The sequence below is a fragment of the Cellvibrio sp. ATLC23 genome, assembly GCF_057196725.1.
Genome location: NZ_JBXUOS010000001.1, coordinates 695274 through 715142, shown reverse-complemented (window position 1 = coordinate 715142; position 19869 = coordinate 695274). Strand labels below are relative to the sequence as shown.

Here is a 19869-nt window from a genome sequence, read left to right as displayed (position 1 = left end):
TGTTGATTAGCGATTGCAGCGCAATATTTTTTAAGCTGCAATCGCTTTTTCACATTTTCCCGCAAGCATTTACAGCCAGTTCAATTTTCTCGTGTTTAATTAACTCGCAATCCCACTTTTACAAACTATCCAGTGTTAAAAACTCTTCTGGGGCTAATACTCTTTTGCTAATGCGAACCTTGGCAATTTCCCCGTCAAACCAATGTACTTCATTCATACGGGCACCAATTGATGTTTTACCGTTGGCTGCAATCGGTAAATAGTCTACCTGGCCCGCCAACTCTTTTTGACCATTTACGTAAGAAACAAATTCGCGATTTCTATAAGTAACTGCCGCATGTGCCCAATCACCAACAGAATGTACTTTGGCCGAATCAATCAAGGTAAATTGCGACAGCTCCGACTTAATATAGGCATCCAAATACCACTGCTTTTTATCGTTCAACCGCAACTCGATGGTCACACGGCGATTGGGGTTATCCGGTGATTCAATATGAAAAAAACGCGGCTCCACATTGTTTGGATAAGCATCGGCAGGTTTAAAAATAATCTCGATAGTAAATTCCGTGGCATCACCTAAAGGATTCGCATCAACCAATAAACGATCACCTTCACCATCAAAACTAACCACTTTCCCCAACTGACTATCAACAAGCGTTGGGTTTCCTTGCATTAGCGTGTGCTTCCCGCCAATCGCGTCCAGAGAATTCACCTCCCACACCAAGCTCTCACTCGGTTTCAATTGCTGCGAACCACAGGCTACCAATAACAGCGTCGCAACCACAGCAGCAATCCGGCTTCTTTTTCTGGTTGGCCAGTGCATTAATTTACTCATCATCAACCCCTGTATAACGCGCCTGTTCTTGCAACAATATACGCTCCACATCTCCGGGTGACCCAGTATTACGGGCCAATAGACTATAGGCGACAGGCACTAAAAATAAGGTAAGGAAAGTAGCCACCAAAACGCCCGACATCACCACCACACCAATAACAAATCGCGTTTCCGAGCCAGCCCCCGAAGAAATAACCAAAGGTAATGCGCCGGCAACTGCAGTGAGACTGGTCATTAAAATGGGGCGCAAGCGCGCTGATGATGCCTCAAGCAAAGCTTCGGTAAACTCAACCCCTCGGTCGCGCAACTGATTGGCAAACTCCACAATCAAAATGCCATTTTTTGCTGCCAAACCAATCAACATAATCAACCCGATTTGAGAGTAAAGATTAAAACTGCTACCGGTAACATACAGCCCCAACATACCACCCAATATAGCCAGCGGCACGGTTAACATAATGACAAAGGGGTGCACATAGCTTTCAAATTGCGCAGCCAAAACCAAAAAGGTGATTAAAATTCCCAGCAAGAAAATAAACATCACTGAACCACCTGCGGTTTGGAAATCGCGCGACAAACCTTTGTAATCCACCATCGCCGTTGGCGGCAGATGCTCGCGCACTAGACCATTTAAATGATTAAGTGCATCACCAAGTGCAAGATTGTCAGCCAGATTTGCCTCAATGGTTAAAGAGCGCATACGGTTGTAACGATTTAATTTACTCGCATCGGCAACTTCTTTCAGCGTCACCAAATTGGCAAGCGGAATTAATTCACCAGAATACTCAGAGCGAACATACATATTTTGCAAACTAGTGGTAGTGCGCTGCTCATCGCGCACGCCCTGTAAGATGACATCGTACTCTTCACCATCATCAATATAAGTTGTAGCACGGCGCGATCCCAACATAGCTTCCAATGTGCGACCAATATTGTTCACGCTTACGCCTAAATCGGCCGCGCGATTAGTATCAATGACCACTTCAACTTGCGGCTTGGTTTCTTTGTAATCCCAATCAATGCCCACCAGCCCAGGATTATTTTGCTCGAGTTTTTCCAACAAAATATCGCGCCATTGCGCCAGCTCCTGATAGGTTCCACCACCCAGCACAAATTGCACTGGCTTTTGCGCCTGCGAACCGAAGCCCTGCCGCATTACCGGTGCCGCGGTTACGCCGGGCAAATCTGACAGCTTCTGGCGAATTTCATCCATCACCACAAAGGCACTACGGCGCAAGCTCCAATCATTCATTACCGCGATAATCATGCCTGAGTTGAAACTTTCGATCGCGCCAAATGAACGCGGGGCACGCACCATCAAGCGGGTAATTTCACCAGAGTCCACATACTTCAACATCCGATTTTCAATCTCGGTCATGTACTCTTCCATGTAGGCATAACTGGCACCTTCCGGACCATTAACCATTACAAAAAAAGTACCCCGATCTTCACGCGGTGCGTATTCCGACGGTATTAACTGCGCCAGAAAAAACGTCCCCAGTAGCACCAACGCGAAACTCACAACTGCTAATTTTGCGCGCGCTAAACAAGCGCGAATCGCACGCTGATAGCGCAAACGTAAACGAAGCATCCATTGGTTAATTTTTTCTACAAGATTGTTTTTACTGTCGTTGCGCTTTAATACTTTGGAGGCAAGCATAGGTGAAAGCGTTAATGCGATTAAGGATGAAAAACCAACAGCGGCTGCCATAGTGATGGCAAATTCAGAAAATAAACGCCCCACATCACCTTTCAAAAAAACGATGGGAACAAAAATCGCAATTAACACCAGGGTTGTCGCAATAACAGCAAACCCCACTTCACGGGTGCCATCAAATGCTGCTAATAAAGGGGACTTACCTTTTTCTTCTATGTGGCGGACTATATTTTCCAACACCACAATAGCATCATCCACCACCAATCCTATCGCCAATACCAAGGCCAGCAGCGTCAACATGTTGACCGAAAAACCCATCACCGCCAACACCGTAAAGGTCGCGATAATTGAAACAGGCACAGCAACGGCAGGAACTAACATGGCACGCGCACTGCCGAGAAACAGATAAATAACCAATACCACCAGTGCAATAGCAATACTTAAGGTGATATACACTTCATGAATCGCCCGCTCGACAAATACGGAACTGTCGTAACTGTCCTCAAGACTCATCCCTTTAGGCAAAATAGAATTGATTTTATCGCGCTCTTGTTTAACTCCCCGCGCAACGTCAATAGTGTTAGCGGTCGATTGTTTAACAATACCTATGCCCACTTGCGTCACGCCATTACCGCGAAACAAGTTGCGATCTTCTTCCGTACCTTTTTCTACTTTTGCCACATCACCCAAACGAATTAAATGGCCATCCTTACCACGCTTTACCACTAGCTGACCAAATTGTTCTACCGTGCGATAAGAGCGCGCCATACGCACAGTAAATTGACGCTCTAGCGATTCAATACTACCCGCCGGTAGTTCAATATTTTCGGCACGCAGTGCACTTTCTACATCATTCACGGTGAGATTACGTGCGGCCAACTCACGTCGATCCAACCACACGCGCATGGCATAACGCTGCTCCCCGCCGATACGCACACGAGCCACACCGTCGATAACCGAAAAGCGATCCACTAAATAACGTTGCGCATAATCGGACAATTCCGGCATGGTCATATTTTCCCCGGCAAAATTAAACCAGAGAATGACATCTTCATCAGAACTGACTTTTTGTACTTCCGGCGGATCTGCCTCATCCGGCAAATTTCCCAGAGCACGCGAAACGCGGTCGCGAATATCATTGGCTGCCGCATCCATATCGTGCCCAGTATCAAACTGCACAACTATATTGGATGCACCATTTTCACTCGATGACTCTATATAGCGAATCCCCTCTACACCGGAGATGCGATCTTCAATAACTTTGGTGATGCGCGTCTCTACAATATTTGCCGCAGCGCCTGGGTAGCTTGTTTTGATCGACACGACCGGAGGATCAATATTGGGGTACTCGCGTAAAGTCAGGCGATCAAAGGCCACCACACCAAATGCAATTAACAAAATAGAAATAACCGACGCAAATACCGGCCGTTTAATCGAAATATCTGAGAGCATCATGATGATTTACCCTCAGTTCTTGTTTTGTTGGATGAGATCGGACAAGTGGGTCGATTCGCTTTGTTCTGCTACCGGAGCCTCTACCGCTAAAATTTTTACTTTTTGCCCTGGGCGAATTTTTTGCAAACCATGGGTAACTAACTGATCACCTACCGACAAACCTTTTAATACTTCTACCGCTCCTTCAAGCCGCTCACCTATGGTAATTTGACGCCGCTCTACAATTGATTCTGCACCCTTTTTATTAACCACAAACACAAAATTATTACTACCCAGCGGGACCAATGCGGCCTCTGAAATAACCACTGCATCGCGCGCTGCGGCCTGTAGATCAACCAGCATTAACATACCTTGGCGCAATTCATGCTGAGGATTATCGAGCAATGCGCGAACTCTAATAGAGCGCGTCACCGGATCAATTTGGTTGTCAATGCTGACCACTTTACCGTTGAATTCCTTGCCGCCCAAATCGCGACTTTTAGCTACGATTGCCAAACCTGTCGATAAGTTACGCAGATAAATGGCAGGCACAGTGAAATCCAATTTCATTTTTGTATCATCATTTAATGTTGTGATTACACTGCCGGGTGATACAAGCGCTCCAACGCTGACTTCGCGCAACCCCATAACACCGGAAAATGGCGCCAATAAAATTAGATCTTTCAAGCGCGACTCAGTTGCGTTGTAGCGCGCACGAGCAGCCTCATATTCGCGCACGCGCTGGTCAAGCAGGGATTCAGAAGCGGCGCCGCGTTTAGCCAACAGAGCCACACGATCAAGCTGCTTCTTTGCCTCATCGGTATTGAACTGCGCCTCGGCTAACAATGCGGACTCTTCGCGGCTGGTCATTTCAACCAATACCTGCCCTTTCTGTACACGCTGCCCATCATCAAAATTAATGCGTGTAATTTTTTTTGTTTCGTTCGAAGTCAGGGTGATAGATTCATTCGCCCGCAGCGTTCCCAGCGCCTCAATAATGGTGCTCAAATTCATCTTGCTGGCTGCTTGTACGATAACGTCAGCCGGCTTATCGGCAGGTGGCTGCGCGTAACCAACATTCGCGAACATCAAGGCGCTAAAAAACAACGCATAACGCACCCTATCGGATCGGCGAACAGATCTAGCAAATAACGCATTCATAATGGTCTCCCCAGAATTAAAATATCGCCATCATTTGAGTAGTTTTTTGGCGATACAAGAAAATGCGCAGCCCATAGCTGAGTAATAGCTATGGGCATACGCATCAATACAAGCAAAGGATAATAGGCGACAGGTAGGAACTTACAAGTTTAACATTTGTTTACAAAATCAAACATTTAGACTCAAATGTGCAAAAAAATCCGCGCCCGTTATCGGGCGCACCTTAACAACTCTGAAGTTATTTTTTATCAGGGCAAAAAAGAATAGACGCGGAGTTAATACAGTAACGTAAACCTGTAGGCTGAGGGCCATCGGTAAATACATGACCAAGATGGCATTCGCATGTGCGGCAGACCACCTCTGTGCGCACCATATGATGACTGGTATCCAAGTGTTCGCCTATTGCGGTTTTGCTTACCGGTGCATAGAAGCTGGGCCAGCCACACCCAGCATCGAATTTTGTATCCGCATCAAATAAAAGTTCACCGCAGCAGCGACAGCGATAATCCCCCGCATTGAACTCATTCCAATACTCACCGGTAAAGGGGCGCTCGGTGCCCTTTTCACGACAAATCCGGTATTGCTCTGGTGTTAGTTTTTCACGCCAGTCATTTTCATTAAATTTTTCGTTATCAGCCATAAGGATTTCCTTGACAGATCAACTAGTTAAGGTCGATTATTCGAGTGTTTTTCAACCGCAATCACGCATGACCGCATTCAAGGCATCTTACTGCAAATGAACCCGATTAAGAAATCCGACAAACTCAACGGAGTCTGTTACGACATACGCGGCCCAGTATTGGAGCACGCCAACCGCCTTGAAGAAGAAGGCCATAGAATCCTCAAGCTGAACATTGGCAACCCTGCCCCATTTGGCTTTTCTGCGCCAGATGAAATCATTCAGGACGTTATTCACAACCTGGTGAATGCCGAAGGTTACACCGCCTCCAAAGGTTTGTTTGCCGCACGCAAAGCAATCATGCACGAATGCCAGCGCCTGCAAATTCCTGGTGTGGATATTGAAGATATTTTTCTCGGCAATGGCGCCAGCGAACTCATCGTCATGGCTATGCAAGCTCTGTTGAATAATGGCGATGAAGTATTAGTACCGGCGCCTGATTATCCGCTCTGGACGGCTGCCGTAAACCTTGCGGGTGGCAAAGCACGCCACTACTTATGCGATGAACAAGCCGATTGGTTTCCCGATCTCGCCGATATTGAAAGCAAAATTACCGACCGCACCCGCGGCATAGTGGTAATCAACCCCAACAATCCAACCGGTGCCGTATACAGTCAAGAACTACTGGAAGCGATTGTTGAGCTTGCCCGACGCCACAACCTGATTATTTTTGCCGACGAAATTTACAGCAAAATCCTGTACGACGACGCCGAATTTATCCCCATGGGAAAATTGGCGCAAGACGTTCTTTGTGTCAGCTTTAATGGTCTATCCAAAGCTTATCGCCTTGCGGGTTTCCGCTCCGGCTGGATGGTGATTAGCGGCACAAAACACCGTGCACGCAATTATATCGAAGGTTTAGAGATGCTCTCGTCCATGCGCCTATGCGCTAACGTACCGGCCATGTACGCCGTGCAAACCGCACTGGGTGGCTACCAAAGTATTGGCGAGCTGATCATCCCCGGCGGCCGATTGCGCGAACAACGTGACGCTGCGCTAAAAGCCATGGCGGATATACCCGGCCTCACGTGCGTAAAACCCAAAGGCGCTTTGTACTTGTTCCCTAAGCTAGATTTGAACATGTACAAAATCAAAGACGACCAGCAAATGATTTTGGATTTCTTGCTGCAAGAAAAAGTGTTGTTAGTACAAGGCACCGCGTTTAACTGGCCAAACCGCGATCACTTCCGCATCGTATTTTTGCCGCGCGAAGATGATTTAACCAAAGCCATTCAACGTTTTGGCAACTTTTTATCGCGCTACTCACAATAATTTTTTGCCATCTTCCAGCGTAAAAAAAACCAGCCGAGCGCTGGTTTTTTACGTTCAAGATAAACTGGCAGGCACCTGATAAACCAAGAGTTTTAATTGCTGCTCCGGATCTACATCTGGAAAATCGGCATGAGGTTTTACGCGCTCAATAAAACTTGCCTGCGGGCACTGTTCAATAAATTGCTGCTTTAAAAATCCTTCACTCAATTCCGGCGCATTTAAACAGGCCAATACCAAACCACCTCCCGGCATTAACTCTGGCAACCGGCGAATCACTTTTGCGTAATCTTTTTCTGCGATAAAACTGCCTTTTTGGTACGAGGGCGGATCAATAATCACTATGTCATAGGGGCCAGGCTTCTTAACTCTCGCCCAGGACTTAAGGATATTTTCGGCAACATACTCACTTTTATTCTTGGCCAGATTATTCAGTTGGTGATTTGCTCGCCCCAGATTTAATGCGGCGCTGCTCATATCCACATTAACTACTTTCTCCGCACCCGCCGCAACAGCGACCACCGAAAATGCACAGGTATACGCAAAAAGATTCAACACACGTTTACCTGTCGTATGCTGTTCGATCCACTCCCTGCCCGGCTCCATATCTAAAAAATACCCGGAGTTTTGTTGTTGCGCCAAATGTAAATTAAACAGCGAATTGCCCCGACGCGCGAAAATTGGATCAGGTAAATTCCCAAATACAATTTCACTCGGCGCACTGGGCAAATAGCGTCGCTGCACAACTAACACCGTAGTTTCAGCATCAAATAGCGGGCGGATGTTAACGAGCAGCTCATCTAACCATTGTTCTGGTGGTGCAAAAAATAAGGTGATGAGTATTGCAGGCTGGAAAAAATCCACCGTAATGAATTCCAACCCAGGAAAAGTACGGCCGCGCCCATGAAACACACGATAACTATCAATCGTAGTTTGAGAGCGAGTCTTTTCAGCGAGCAGGGCAAGGCGTTCAATAATAATTTGCATTAATGATCGCCCTCTGCGGAATAACCTACGGGATACATAATGGTTTCGCGATAACCGGTAATAACCGGGCGATAGCCACCAAATGCAATATCCAATTCTGCATCATTAGTATCCACTAATAATGGACGGCCATTCAGTGCAAGAATTTTTCCGCGCGCAGCAATAATATGAATATTGTCTTTGCCAATACGGCGCAAAATTGTGGGCGTAAATTGCTGATTGCCGCGCCCTAGAATATGCCCCTGCCCGCCAATTGCAGTAATAATCATTTTTACTGCACCGGAAAACTGATCCAACTGCGCGGTAATTTGCGCTGCGCTTACATCAGTTGCGATCAATTCATTATTCAATAACAAGTCAACCCCCAACAGGCTGCCTTCCAAACCGAGCTCATGTAAAAAGAGATGTGTCGTTGAGCCTGGCCCCACTAAATACAAGGTATCGGGCTGCAATTGTTCAATCATCGCTTGCGCAACATCCAATTGCGCCAACTCATCGCGCTCGGTGCCTGCATTTTTAACTTGTTGCAAAAACTGCGAGTCTTCTGGCACTAACAAAGTTCCGTAAAAGCGCGCACGCACCTGACCATTGCGAAACGCATCCTCATCTATATCTTTTACATCGCGCTCCACAATATTTACCAAGGTGCCGATTAATAATTGTTTAAGAATTTCACCCGCCGCTTCCGGCGCATTGGCGTAAACACCGGAGTGCATTTTTACCCCACAAGGAACACCCAATACCGGTTGCGATGTACCCACCACATCGGCAATTAAACGCGCGGTGCCATCGCCACCAGCAAATAAAATGAGATCCACACCTTGTTGCATAAGTGCAGTTGCAGCGGCGCAAGTATCTTGCGCACTGCTGGGCTGCTGTTCCGCAGCACCTATAAGGTGTACGGTAAAACCCGCTGCATTAGCACAAATTTCACCCATATCGCCCGCAAAACAAAATATATCTACTTGTTCGCGAAAATTGGCGATGACCTGCAGCACACGCCCCATACGCTGTTGCGCCCGCGGCTCCGCACCGCGGGCAATTGCCTCTGAACGAATCGCCTCGCCATCCGAACCTTTTAATCCAACACTGCCACCCAAACCGGCGTAGGGGTTAATAATTAAACCGAGTTTAAACACAGTTAAATCCTAATACCTGCAGCCACTGCTTATCGGCATCGCTGACATCTTCCAAGTGAACTTGATAATTGTGAAATTCGCGTCGAACCGGATAATGCTTACGCAAGCTATCAAAACCTTCACCAAAAACAACTTTGCCTGTTGAGGCTTGTGCCGCGAGCGTACGTAAACGCAAGTCGTCCGCAGCGATATCGTAAACTTGCCTAATTACGTTTTTGGCGATATTAAAAATTCTGGTGGGCGGTTCAATGCGATCAATACGCAATTGATTGTTCGCCAACGGCGGCACCAATTGGTCAAGAGAAGATTGTGGTTTTTTATCAAAATGGAGACAGAGCGAGCGATAAATCATCTCAGTTCCGTTTAATTTGCCATCGTAACTGTACCCAGCAATATGCGGACTACCGAGCAGCACTTTATCTAACAATTCTAACGATATATCTGGCTCAGGTTCCCATACATCCAGCACCACTCGTAAATCCTTGCGCTCGCTTAAAACATCTAACAACGCCTGATTATTAATAACCGGCCCGCGTCCACAATTGATTAGCACTGCGCCGTTTTTTAACTGCTGCAATTCATCGCGCCCTAGCAAATGAAAGCTAGGGTGTGCCCCAGTGGTAACTAAAGGGGTATGCATACTGATCACATCACATGCAAGCACTTCTGCGAGGCTGGTGAGATCCGGATTCTGTGCAACTGTTAGGTTGGGGTCGTAACAGCGCACATCAACACCCTGCGCTTTCAACCGCTTGTAGAGCAAGCCACCCACATTACCGCAACCGATAATGCCGAATCTTAACGGCAGCCAATTGATATCCAAATGACATAGTGCCGCATACACGAACTCAACAACGGAGTTAGCATTACAACCTGGGGCGCTCGACCACTCAATTTTATTGGCATCCAAAAAGGGTTGATCCAAATGATCAACACCAATCGTGCAGGTACCTACAAACTTAACCTTGCTCCCTGCCAGAAGCGCAGAATTCACCTTGGTAACCGAACGAACAATTAGCGCATCCGCATCGCGCACATCTGCTGCGGTCATGTTGCGCCCAGGCATACAAACCACCTCGCCCAAATGACCAAAAAATGCATTAACCAGTGGGATATTCTCATCCGCCACTATTCTCATAATCGCTCGCTTACACTTGAAAATGGGTACATTAGATTCATTCAGCAACAAAACTTGCCGCCAGATAAATCCAAGTAATAAAAAAAGTCCCCATAGCGGTTGTGCTTTGGGGATTTAGCATATACTTTATGTAGTGATGGTGACGTTAAAACCATCGTTCGGCGCCTGATCTACTAGATCGGGATCTGCCTCACTTTAGGGGGTGGTATTATGAAGATCTCAGACACTGGCCACAACATGGATAACGTGGTCGACCTCTTCTCCAGGAAAACCTATTCAGCCCTTCACGATGAGCGCTTTATCCGCCTTGCTCCTGAATTGGACGGGTTGGAAATGCTCTACTCCAACGATACCAGCTCCGAAAAACTCTATAGCCTCAAAATCCTCTGCTGGGGCCTACGCGCTAACGGCGAAGTTGTCGGCTTGGTGCCATGGCTCAATGACATTGTCCCCTGCCCCGACTTATGTGACCCGTTAAACGGCCACTGGGAAGGTTATTACGACCCGGGCATTGACGAACTCTTTTTTGAAGCACCGATGCACAAAATCATTGAGCTTGAAACTGCCGCAGAGTATTACGAAATTCAGTGTGACAGTGGTGATGATGTGATTCAGGAATTACCTGACACCATCGGCACCCATGCCGTGTTGGCAGTACCAGACAGCAAGAATTTGTCGCTGGTAGAAGTTGTTAGTTGGAGTTTGCATTTTGATGGCAGTGTCTACGCCATGATCAGCGATCCAGCTAAAGTTGTCAGCACGCCGGTTCTACCGGGCGATGACTCTTTGTACGAAGCTCAAGGCAGCGAACATTTCCGTTACTTCTTCCAACACCAAATTGCCAACAAGATCAAAGCAGAAGACCCGGAAGCGATGGCTGCGATTTCGATGTTGGTCGATGGCATAGATTAATTCTTATTCCTACCGCATAAAAATAACGCCGCAAACGCGGCGTTTTTTAATTACAAAAAATATCCCAAATCTCGGTAGTAGTTGTTAACTCTTGTTAAAAACTACTTTTTGCGAATATAAAAAAAATACTGTGTATCAGTTTCTTTTTGAGAGATTAATTCATGCCCAAGAAATAAACAAAACTTGGGAATGTCGCGCAATGTCGACGGATCAGTTGCAATCACTTCGACAAGATTGCCGCTTATCGCCTCGCGCATCACTTTGTGCAACATCATCACTGGCTCAGGGCAAAGCAAGCCCGAAGCATCCAAACTTGTATCAATTGTGTCATTCATAGTTTTAAATCGTCTATAAACTTTTCGGCAAATAGCCAAGTGATTGCTATTATTAGGACAACGGAAATAGATCCAGGACAAGACTAACCACCGGGGAACTCTGTTCGATGTCTCGGAAACCAATAAGCGATTATATGCCCACCGATTTTTTTAGCCGCCAAGCTTTGGAGCTGACGTTTCGTCTGCTGCGCAACAATCACCCATTACTGGCACACGCTGTTAAACACACAATAGATAATACTACACCTGTGCCTTACGAAGACCTACGGTCTGTTTTTACAGGTGAAATGCTATTGAACACAGAGGTATTAAGCTTCCTCAAAGCACATACCATAGGAAAAATCGTATCCGTGTTAACCGATATTGGCGAAGAGGCATTAAAGCAACGCGACCTACCCCCTAGCCACATGACATTAATGCGAACTTTAATTGAAGACTGGGTGCAGCTCACAGAATGGGTTTTGGCGCATACTGCTGCAGACCAGAATGATCGCACTTCCTATCACTAATCATTCGACCCCGCCGCTCAATCAGTCATCAATACACACGCAGATGGCCGGTCACCTCTTCTCTATCGTGATACAACTGCTTAAATTGAATTTCCACTTTAAAACCCGCCTTTTCCAAGGCTGTGCGAATACGCTCTTCGCATTTTTTCACTTCCAAGTAACGCTGCTTCATCGGCAGTTTCAAATTAAAAATCGCTTCGCGGCAATTCGCTTTAGTAAACCAGCCAATTACCATACTCGTCACACGCGCAGGCTTATCAACAATATCGCACACCAACCAATGCACTGGCTTTTTGGGTTCGTATAAAAAGCCGTCGGTCAGAATATGCAAAACTTGCCCAGTCTCTAATAAATTTTTGTCCATAGGACCATTATCAACTGCTTCTACATACATGCCACGCTGCACTAATTGCCAGGTCCAACCACCGGGCGCCGCACCAAGATCAACCGCGCGCATACCTGAGCCTAAGCGAGCATCCCAATCTTCTGCAGGGATAAAGTGATGCCAAGCCTCTTCCAATTTTAAAGTTGCTCGACTCGGCGCTTCTTTGGGCAAACGTAAGCGCGCAATACCCATTGGCCAGGGAGACGAGTTATAAGCGGGAATTACGCCTAAATAAGCCTGAGTACCCGAGATGAAAATCAAATGCAGCCGCATGTGACTACTCGGCTGAAATAATTTATTAGCCTTTAATGCCTTTTCAAATGGAGCGGTAAATTTTTTACTTAACCCTGAAAGCTCTTTGCCTTCGTTTGTGTCCACCGTTTCGATCACCAATTCACTGGTACGCGGCAAGGATTCTGCAGCTGCAAGTAATGGCGTTACGCGATCGGTGACCGGTAGGTCCTCTATCAAACCAGCACATACAAACCATTGGCGCGCAAAAATAAGCTTGGTAAAACGCAGCTGTTTGGTAATTAAATCTGCACCATTAGGCTCTTGGGTGATAAAAACAACATAGGCGCTGTTATCTTTGGTTTTACTATAACCATAAATACCTAGTTCACCCGCCAGATCGGTAATTTCTGCCGCACATTCTTTTTCAAAACCAGCCCGACAATGTAAAAATAAATGATTCACAGTTTTCTCTTTTTCAAATAATAATTAAGTTGCTGAATCTCGCTCCAGCAATTGGGCATCGCGGCGCGACAAAATACTGACTGTTTCAGTAGCCGTATCAAATACCACTACAATTTCGCGGCGTCTTAGCTGCTGTTTAATTTGTTCCACTTTTGTACTGAGCGATATTTCCTCAGCGCCATAATCCGTTCCCTCGCGAGTAATAAATTCTTCAATCAATCCCTGCAATGCATCGCTCGATAATTGTTCATAGGGAATAATCATCTATTTCTCTTACTATCTATTAAATGAAGGGATTGCAACCGGACAAGGTCTGACTTGTTCAGCAGCGGTAAGCGGAGTAATCTTCACCTATCAAACCCACATAACAGCTTTACTCAAACAATAAGGAATCACCGTGAATACACAACTGGTTTTAACTGTTCTCTGCGATGACCGCCCCGGTATTGTTGAACAACTTGCACAAACTATCACCAATCACCACGGCAACTGGCTGGAAAGCCGCATGGCGCAACTTGCAGGGAAATTTGCTGGAATCCTTCAGATCGCAGTGGCAGAGACCCACCACAACGAATTGCGCACTGCCTTAAACGAACTAACTGACAAAGGTTTTAAAATTGTCATTGAAAATGCGTCTACTACGACTAGACAAGACTGCCGTGAATTTAGTTTTAGCGTGGTAGGCAATGACCGCCCCGGCATTGTACGAGAGATCGCACAAGCGTTTGCTGCCCGCCATATTAACATGGGTGAGCTAGAAACGGCGTGTTCGAGCATGCCATGGTCAGGAGAACCCCTGTTTGAGGCCACAGGGATCATTGAAGTACCCAAATCGGTCGATATGAATGAGCTTTATGACTATTTGGATAAGATAGCCGATGAACTGGCCGTGGATATTCGCCTAGAATCATCCACCGAAAGAAATAACTAATTCAGAACACTTTATTCCAAGAGCCTTAAATATGGCTCTTGGTATCCAAAACATTCAATATCTCCGGCTAATGTTTCCGCCTTTTTAGTTCCTCATCAAATTTTTCCAATTCAATATTGATTGCTGTTGTCGATATATTGACTTCATAAAATGAGCACAGCAGTGAGACGACCAATAAAATCAAACTGACCGCAAACAAGTACATCCCCGCAACCTGAAATGCTAACAACAATGAAAACATGGAGAGAGTACAAAACACAAAAGACAGCGCCCCAAAAGCCTGCATAAAACGAATCACCGCCATCCGTGTACGCAGATTTTCGATTTGACGAATCACTAAATCTTTAGATGGAGCATTGTCGAGACTACTCAATTGACGAATTACATTCGCTAAAGTGACAAAGCGATTGGTGTATGCCAGCATCAACAATGAAATAGCTGGAAACAATAAACTTGGAGTGGTAATGGTCATTTCCATAACTATCTTCTTTGTGTCGTATTCTTAATTAAAGCGTTCACGCCAGTAAATTATGCGATCGTGCCCGCGATAACTACCAAAACCAAAACGTGCCGTAGGTAAGCTGACATCTGAATAATCACCATCCTGATTCCAATCAAAGCGTAACCAAGGGTAGCTAGTTAAATCCACATTTACATTAAAAGACCCTTGCCCACCACCACTAGGTGCGGTAAAAAAATGCTGTGTATTACCACTGGTGAAACTTACCTCCGTCGCATTCATTGTTGCGTAGGAGCCTGTGGTGCTTCCACCACTCAACGAAACAGTTAAATTGGCAGGAGTAAATATACTGCCGGCTGGATAATTGATTACACTGCGTAAAATTTTGGTACAACTATCATTTTGATTTGGAACAAAAAAGCTTCCTACCCAATACTCTGTAGAAAAATTGACTGGAAGATTGGCTGTTTCCGGACCGAAGGCGTCATCAAGACGAAGGCGCCCATAACGTAAATTTAAGGTTGAACCAAGCGTTATTGCATTACAACTCGCACCACTACAGATACCTGTTGTAGATGCATTCATATTTAAATTTTGCAGGCTGCGATTATCAAACGTATCACTTAATTGCAGACCAACCTGCACACTTTCGAATGGGCCATCTGGAGCATAATTTGGCGCAAGCCGACTAAAGCTTGCAGCAGAGGAATTTAGTAACAGCTCGCCGGCAGACCAAGTAGACACAGCACCAGCGGTAAATCGTGACAGGTTAACACCTGAATTCGCATTTTCTGCCACATAGCTAATACTCGGCATAGTCCCGTAAGCGGAGGTGTAATTAGCTAATTTATTATTTGCGACTCCCCTCGCCTCTATCGTATAACTCAACATTAAAGGTTGTTGCATATAAGAAAATGAACCGCAACTATTCGCAAGCGATGAGCTTATCAAGGTGAAATGGCTCGGATAAAAACGCCCAAGAATTCCACTCGGCGTTATCACACTCACATTTCCCTGCCCTAAATATCCTGTTCCAGATAAATTAGGCTCAAGCTTGAAGCTTCCCACTTCATTCCACACCCCCGGAATAATTGCACCGGCTGCCAACGCGCCGTAAGGGTCAGTAATACCATCTGAGTTATTATCCTCCCCAATGACCAAGTTACCCGCTACAGCACCCAGCGGGTAATCTGGCCGCCTGATACCACAACTTGCATCTAAACTTGTATTTCTTTCTGGGCAGCCCATTAACAATTGAATTTTGTTGCGCTCTGCGGATAGACCACCCACAAGAATTTCATTACCAAAATTAGGCGTTGGATTACCCAACGCATTTCGCGCCTGAACATTCACAGTAAACTTTTCACCGGCAGGGATAAAACCCTGTGTTGGATTACTGGTTCCGCCCGAATTTGTTTTAAAAGGCGCTGCAGCCTGTGCCGCACTGGTAACAGCCAAGGTATAAGGTTTAACCACAAAAGGATTACTGTTCGCAGACAAGGTAAGTTCAGGATCATTACCTGAAGCTGTAATTTTTAATCGCCCATATAATGTGACTTGGCCTACATCAGAATAATTAATAGCCATAGGTGCTTCGCCACTTGCATTAAAAGCAAGATTCACACTGTTATAGCTTACTGCTGCACCATTATTATTTGCCGCAATGGCAACACCATTTACCATTAGCGTCTGGAGGCTGACACAGGTTGTTGGATTATTGCAGCTAAAACCCAAATCAACCGGCAAGGTTTTTGAGGCAACCCTTGCTTCACACACGCCAGTTTTTGGATTAGTACTAATAACTTTTGCAATCGCACTACCATTCACCCCCGCTACCAGCGTAGGTATATTTTCTAACGCCGAATTTTGTGCAATTCGCAATACTGTATTTACAAACTCAATTGTTGATGTAGTCGATGCAGTAGCACTTTCCGCCTTAATGGTTAAAGTTCCAGGTGTTGTCTGTTGTAAATATCGAGTAAAGCTTGATTCCCCGCCGGTAAAAGTAAACGGATTCCCACCCAGCCATACACCGGTTGCCGGGGTGGTACTAAGGGTAACAACTGTACCTGCTGGAGGGTTATACGCACTACCCGATGCATTCAATGCAGTAATAGTGACCGACTCTGCAGCGCAAGTAATACCTGTCGGATTATGTGTAATTGAATAAGATGAAGGTGGCGTTACGCACTCATAAAGCCCAGCTGCCGAAATAGGCGATGAACCCGCTCCTCGAGGAATAGCAACATAAGAACCGCTACCAGGCGTTTGCCAAAGCAATTGCGCAACAGCAAATCCGCCATTTTCATAAAATTCCAATTTAATTGGATAGGTTTTTCCCGCCTCCAAATTAACTGCCGCAGAGGTGTGCGTGGTAACTGAGTGATCATTCCATTGATCAATTAACAAGGCACCATTTACTGTTAAACGCACACCATCATCAGAATTGGTTTGAAAACGATGGACGCCGGATTGAGTGACATGCACATAACCGTTCCATCTCACCGAAAAATTATTACTTCCTATACCTGCAACCCCCGGAGCACCGGTTCCCCAATCAAAATTAATTGGGCCATCAGATCGCCTACCGGTAACAGGCGAAGTTAATGTTTGATTATTGAAATAATCTCCCGTAATACCCGCTGTTAGGGTAGTTGCACAAGAGGAGACGGGGGGGCTGGCTACTGGCGCACACTCATACAAACCAGCCCCCATAGTTGGCAAAGGCCCACCCGGAATAGCTACGTAGGTGCTTGCTCCCGGTAATCGCCAACGTAAACGGATAACTGCCTCGCCAGTATTTTCATAAAACTCTAGCGCTATGCTGTAAGTGTTTCCCGCAACAAGATTGATATCTGTTGTTGTATCTGTTGTTGCTGAATGATTATTCCAACGATCAATGACCAAATTACCATTGATGTATAAGCGCACCCCATCATCTGACTCCGTTTGAAAGCGGTAAGCTCCGGTTTGAGTGGCTCGTATATAACCATTCCAACGAATTGAAAAATTATCCGCATTAATTCCACTCGCACCCGGTGCTCCACTGCCCCAATTAAAATCAATCGGCGCATCAGAGCGTGTACTGGTCGATGGCTCTGTAAGTGTGCGGTTATTGTAATAATTTCCAGTGATACCACTGGAAACGCCCGCTGAACAATTCATGGGGGTAGGTGGAAGCGGAGCTGCGTTGCACGCATTAGCCGGGGTAGAATTTGGCGAACAGGTACCGTAGACATTGCCGCCATTTGTGACATTCACAGTGGAGTAATTTGGTGCGCTTAAATTACCGTATACGGTAGAGTTATTCACGGTAATTGCACCGCTATTACTGCTTATAGAGATTGAACTTGAGCCAGACCCAAGCACACTGCCATTCTCAATAGTAACCGTACTTGCCCCGGAAATACTGCCACTGGTCATAGTTACACCCGAAAAGGTGGCAGTGTTATTAGATGTCATTACGAAATTACCAGAAATCGTTCCACCGGTAATAGACATTCCCGACCGCGCAGTGGTACCACCACTTAAATTAGTGCCATTAGTAGTAATGGTGTTACTAGAGCTGGTCACTAAGCCACTTACGGCGCCCCCAGTTAAATTAATATTACCCGTGGTAGTGATTGCGCCATTAACCGTAGTGCCCGCCAGTGTAATCGCGCCACTGCCGGCATCCATATTTCCATAAATTGTGTTAGTGCCAGTAGCAGTGATGGTTCCGTAGTTTGAAGTTAAATTAATGTTGACGCTAGGGCTTCCTATTGTATTCCCAGCAAGGGAAAAACCATTATTTGCTAAAATCGTGGCGTTACCACTGGATGTAATAATATCCCCGGCAGCCAAGGCCACACGGCCATTTCCGCTGCAGGTATAAGTAGAGCCAGAAACACTCCAGCTAGTATTACAAGGCGGGTATGTACCTGCACTCAAATTATAGGTTGCCGCGCGAGCAGCTCCAGCTGTGGTGAACAAGACCAGCAACAGCAACGCAGACCACCACAATTTTTTCTGGCAAAAATAAAATGATCGCAACATTTATTCTTGCTCCCGATAGGCGCCAACTTGAATGCGGCGATTAGCACGAAAATGATCCTGCCCGCATGCCCCTTCACTGTTGATCGTGTAAAAACTTTTTGTCACACCCACTGCGGAGTTCGGCAAATAATTAGCCGCTGTCCCAGGTGCGCAAGCACTGCCGTTTTGATAAAGGCACGTACACCCCACTACGACAGTACAAATTTTTAAGCCATTTACACCCGCAAAATCATGATTAATAGCCATACCCGCACAAGCTGAATCCGTTGTTTGCCGCGTAGTATTTCCCAAGAATAATGCCTGCATTCCACGCTGGGCGCCGCTCTCTGCGGCATAAAATGCTTGAATATTAGTAAACTCCTGAATGCCGGAATTTTGCGTTTGTGTTGCGGTGCGAGAGATTGTCAGGGCAAGCACGCCCATTACAACCAAAATAAAAAGTGCCAACGGCAACAAGAAGCCTTGTTGTAGCTGACTGGTTTTCGTTTTAAACAATTTAAGGGACATTGCGAATCAACACTCCCTGACTATACACAATCGATTCACCTGCGCTGGAAAACTTCAGTGTGATATTAATTCGTGTGTTACGGTTCTCGCTGCCCATCTGCAATGAAAAAGGTTGTGGGCTAGCCGGATTTTCAACAGCCACATTGCGAGCAACAATGCTAAATCCACTCGCCAGATTGACATTTGCAGCCGTCACATCGATACCCTCATAAAAGCGTAGCTCATCGCCCACCACACAAAAAGCCTGTGGATCATCAAGCAGATAATAACGTTTATTAATTGAGTTTCGCTGCCAACTTTTAGCGGCAGTGAGGGCTAGATTTCCGCTCGCATAATTAGCGCGCGAAACAGGGCTTCCCCCATAAATCTCATCTGCTGTCATTGCGCCGATAGTGACATAGCGAGGTGTGCCAAAATCGACAATAACTGGCGATGCATCAATTGTTGCTGTAGCGGCTGCAGAATTTTTAGCATCCGGCACTGGGGAAAAATAATTTCCCCCTGCGGCAATCGGCATAAATTCAACGCAACTACCGGTATTGGTAATACGCACAGAATAAGGTAACGCAATGCGCAGTTGACGTGTCATGCGCTCCAACGCTTGGCGTGAAGTATTAACTAATAAAGCGCGGGTTTGTGTACGTTGATAAGACTCCATTGTTTTGACAACAAAACCTGAGCCTATAGTGGCGAGAATGGAAAGAATTACAATAACAGCGATAAGTTCAATCAGCGTAAATCCTGCTGATTCGCCCCTATTCACAAACACAATTCCTTTTTGTCGCCGCATCAAGAGCAAC

At 46.0% G+C, this 19869-nt stretch carries 18 protein-coding genes; 4 read left to right on the top strand and 14 right to left on the bottom strand.

Annotated elements, in window-relative coordinates:
- Positions 1-118: 118 nt before the first annotated feature.
- From AC2CG4_RS02950 to msrB, 4 genes are all read right to left on the bottom strand, one after another.
- Positions 119-835 carry a LamG domain-containing protein gene (locus tag AC2CG4_RS02950; RefSeq protein WP_484484836.1) on the bottom strand — a complete coding sequence of 239 codons (717 nt, stop codon included), beginning with the start codon at positions 833-835 and terminating at the stop codon, positions 119-121.
- A complete protein-coding gene (locus AC2CG4_RS02945; RefSeq protein ID WP_484484835.1) occupies positions 828-3947 on the bottom strand; it encodes an efflux RND transporter permease subunit in 3120 nt (1039 codons plus the stop codon). The genes AC2CG4_RS02950 and AC2CG4_RS02945 overlap by 8 nt, the downstream gene beginning before the upstream one ends.
- Before the next feature lie 12 nt (positions 3948-3959).
- Positions 3960-5087 carry an efflux RND transporter periplasmic adaptor subunit gene (locus tag AC2CG4_RS02940; RefSeq protein ID WP_484484834.1) on the bottom strand — a complete coding sequence of 376 codons (1128 nt, stop codon included), beginning with the start codon at positions 5085-5087 and terminating at the stop codon, positions 3960-3962.
- A gap of 238 nt (positions 5088-5325) precedes the next feature.
- Positions 5326-5727, bottom strand: a complete 402-nt coding sequence (gene msrB / locus AC2CG4_RS02935; protein ID WP_484484833.1) for a peptide-methionine (R)-S-oxide reductase MsrB — start codon at positions 5725-5727, stop codon at positions 5326-5328.
- Positions 5728-5823: 96 nt separating this feature from the next.
- On the opposite strand from msrB, the gene AC2CG4_RS02930 reads away from it, so the two are divergent.
- Positions 5824-7038 (top strand): pyridoxal phosphate-dependent aminotransferase, encoded by a 1215-nt coding sequence (locus AC2CG4_RS02930; RefSeq protein WP_484484832.1) that lies wholly within the window; start codon positions 5824-5826, stop codon positions 7036-7038.
- 54 nt (positions 7039-7092) lie between these two features.
- On the opposite strand, the gene AC2CG4_RS02925 is transcribed toward AC2CG4_RS02930, so the two are convergent.
- The 3 genes from AC2CG4_RS02925 to AC2CG4_RS02915 are packed head-to-tail and all read right to left on the bottom strand — an operon-like array spanning position 7093 to position 10299.
- Positions 7093-8022, bottom strand: coding sequence for a class I SAM-dependent methyltransferase (locus tag AC2CG4_RS02925; protein ID WP_484484831.1), 930 nt, complete (start codon positions 8020-8022; stop codon positions 7093-7095).
- Positions 8022-9161, bottom strand: a complete 1140-nt coding sequence (locus tag AC2CG4_RS02920) for an ATP-NAD kinase family protein (protein ID WP_484484830.1) — start codon at positions 9159-9161, stop codon at positions 8022-8024. The genes AC2CG4_RS02925 and AC2CG4_RS02920 overlap by 1 nt, the downstream gene beginning before the upstream one ends.
- Positions 9154-10299, bottom strand: a complete 1146-nt coding sequence (locus tag AC2CG4_RS02915; RefSeq protein WP_484484829.1) for a 4-phosphoerythronate dehydrogenase — start codon at positions 10297-10299, stop codon at positions 9154-9156. The genes AC2CG4_RS02920 and AC2CG4_RS02915 overlap by 8 nt, the downstream gene beginning before the upstream one ends.
- Positions 10300-10509: 210 nt before the next feature.
- On the opposite strand from AC2CG4_RS02915, the gene AC2CG4_RS02910 reads away from it, so the two are divergent.
- Positions 10510-11211: a hypothetical protein gene (locus AC2CG4_RS02910; RefSeq protein ID WP_062065528.1), complete on the top strand. Its 702-nt coding sequence runs from the start codon at positions 10510-10512 to the stop codon at positions 11209-11211.
- Between the two features lie 101 nt (positions 11212-11312).
- Here AC2CG4_RS02910 and tusA read toward each other — a convergent pair whose 3' ends face one another.
- Positions 11313-11546: a sulfurtransferase TusA gene (gene tusA, locus AC2CG4_RS02905; protein ID WP_484484828.1), complete on the bottom strand. Its 234-nt coding sequence runs from the start codon at positions 11544-11546 to the stop codon at positions 11313-11315.
- A 134-nt stretch (positions 11547-11680) separates the two neighbouring features.
- Between tusA and AC2CG4_RS02900 the strand changes: the two genes are divergently transcribed.
- Positions 11681-12055 (top strand): hypothetical protein, encoded by a 375-nt coding sequence (locus tag AC2CG4_RS02900; RefSeq protein ID WP_484484827.1) that lies wholly within the window; start codon positions 11681-11683, stop codon positions 12053-12055.
- A 28-nt stretch (positions 12056-12083) separates the two neighbouring features.
- Here AC2CG4_RS02900 and rlmM read toward each other — a convergent pair whose 3' ends face one another.
- Together rlmM and AC2CG4_RS02890 are read right to left on the bottom strand one after the other, a co-directional pair.
- Entirely contained in the window at positions 12084-13136 is a 1053-nt protein-coding gene (gene rlmM, locus AC2CG4_RS02895; protein ID WP_484484826.1) for a 23S rRNA (cytidine(2498)-2'-O)-methyltransferase RlmM, read from the bottom strand.
- A gap of 24 nt (positions 13137-13160) precedes the next feature.
- Positions 13161-13400, bottom strand: coding sequence for a YheU family protein (locus AC2CG4_RS02890; RefSeq protein ID WP_484484825.1), 240 nt, complete (start codon positions 13398-13400; stop codon positions 13161-13163).
- Positions 13401-13533: 133 nt separating this feature from the next.
- Between AC2CG4_RS02890 and AC2CG4_RS02885 the strand changes: the two genes are divergently transcribed.
- Positions 13534-14067, top strand: a complete 534-nt coding sequence (locus AC2CG4_RS02885) for a glycine cleavage system transcriptional repressor (RefSeq protein ID WP_484484824.1) — start codon at positions 13534-13536, stop codon at positions 14065-14067.
- A 67-nt stretch (positions 14068-14134) separates the two neighbouring features.
- Here the strand turns inward: AC2CG4_RS02885 and AC2CG4_RS02880 are convergent, their stop codons facing one another.
- The 4 genes from AC2CG4_RS02880 to AC2CG4_RS02865 are packed head-to-tail and all read right to left on the bottom strand — an operon-like array spanning position 14135 to position 19832.
- The gene (locus AC2CG4_RS02880; protein WP_484484823.1) at positions 14135-14545 is read right to left on the bottom strand and encodes a DUF2721 domain-containing protein; all 411 of its coding nucleotides are present in this window, start codon (positions 14543-14545) and stop codon (positions 14135-14137) included.
- A gap of 24 nt (positions 14546-14569) precedes the next feature.
- The gene (locus AC2CG4_RS02875) at positions 14570-18562 is read right to left on the bottom strand and encodes a DUF6701 domain-containing protein (protein WP_484484822.1); all 3993 of its coding nucleotides are present in this window, start codon (positions 18560-18562) and stop codon (positions 14570-14572) included.
- Complete coding sequence (locus AC2CG4_RS02870) at positions 18563-19069, bottom strand: pilus assembly PilX family protein (protein ID WP_484484821.1); 507 nt, start codon at positions 19067-19069, stop codon at positions 18563-18565.
- Positions 19059-19832 carry a PulJ/GspJ family protein gene (locus AC2CG4_RS02865; RefSeq protein ID WP_484484820.1) on the bottom strand — a complete coding sequence of 258 codons (774 nt, stop codon included), beginning with the start codon at positions 19830-19832 and terminating at the stop codon, positions 19059-19061. Before AC2CG4_RS02865 ends, AC2CG4_RS02870 begins: the two co-directional genes overlap by 11 nt.
- Between the last annotated feature and the right edge of the window lie 37 nt (positions 19833-19869).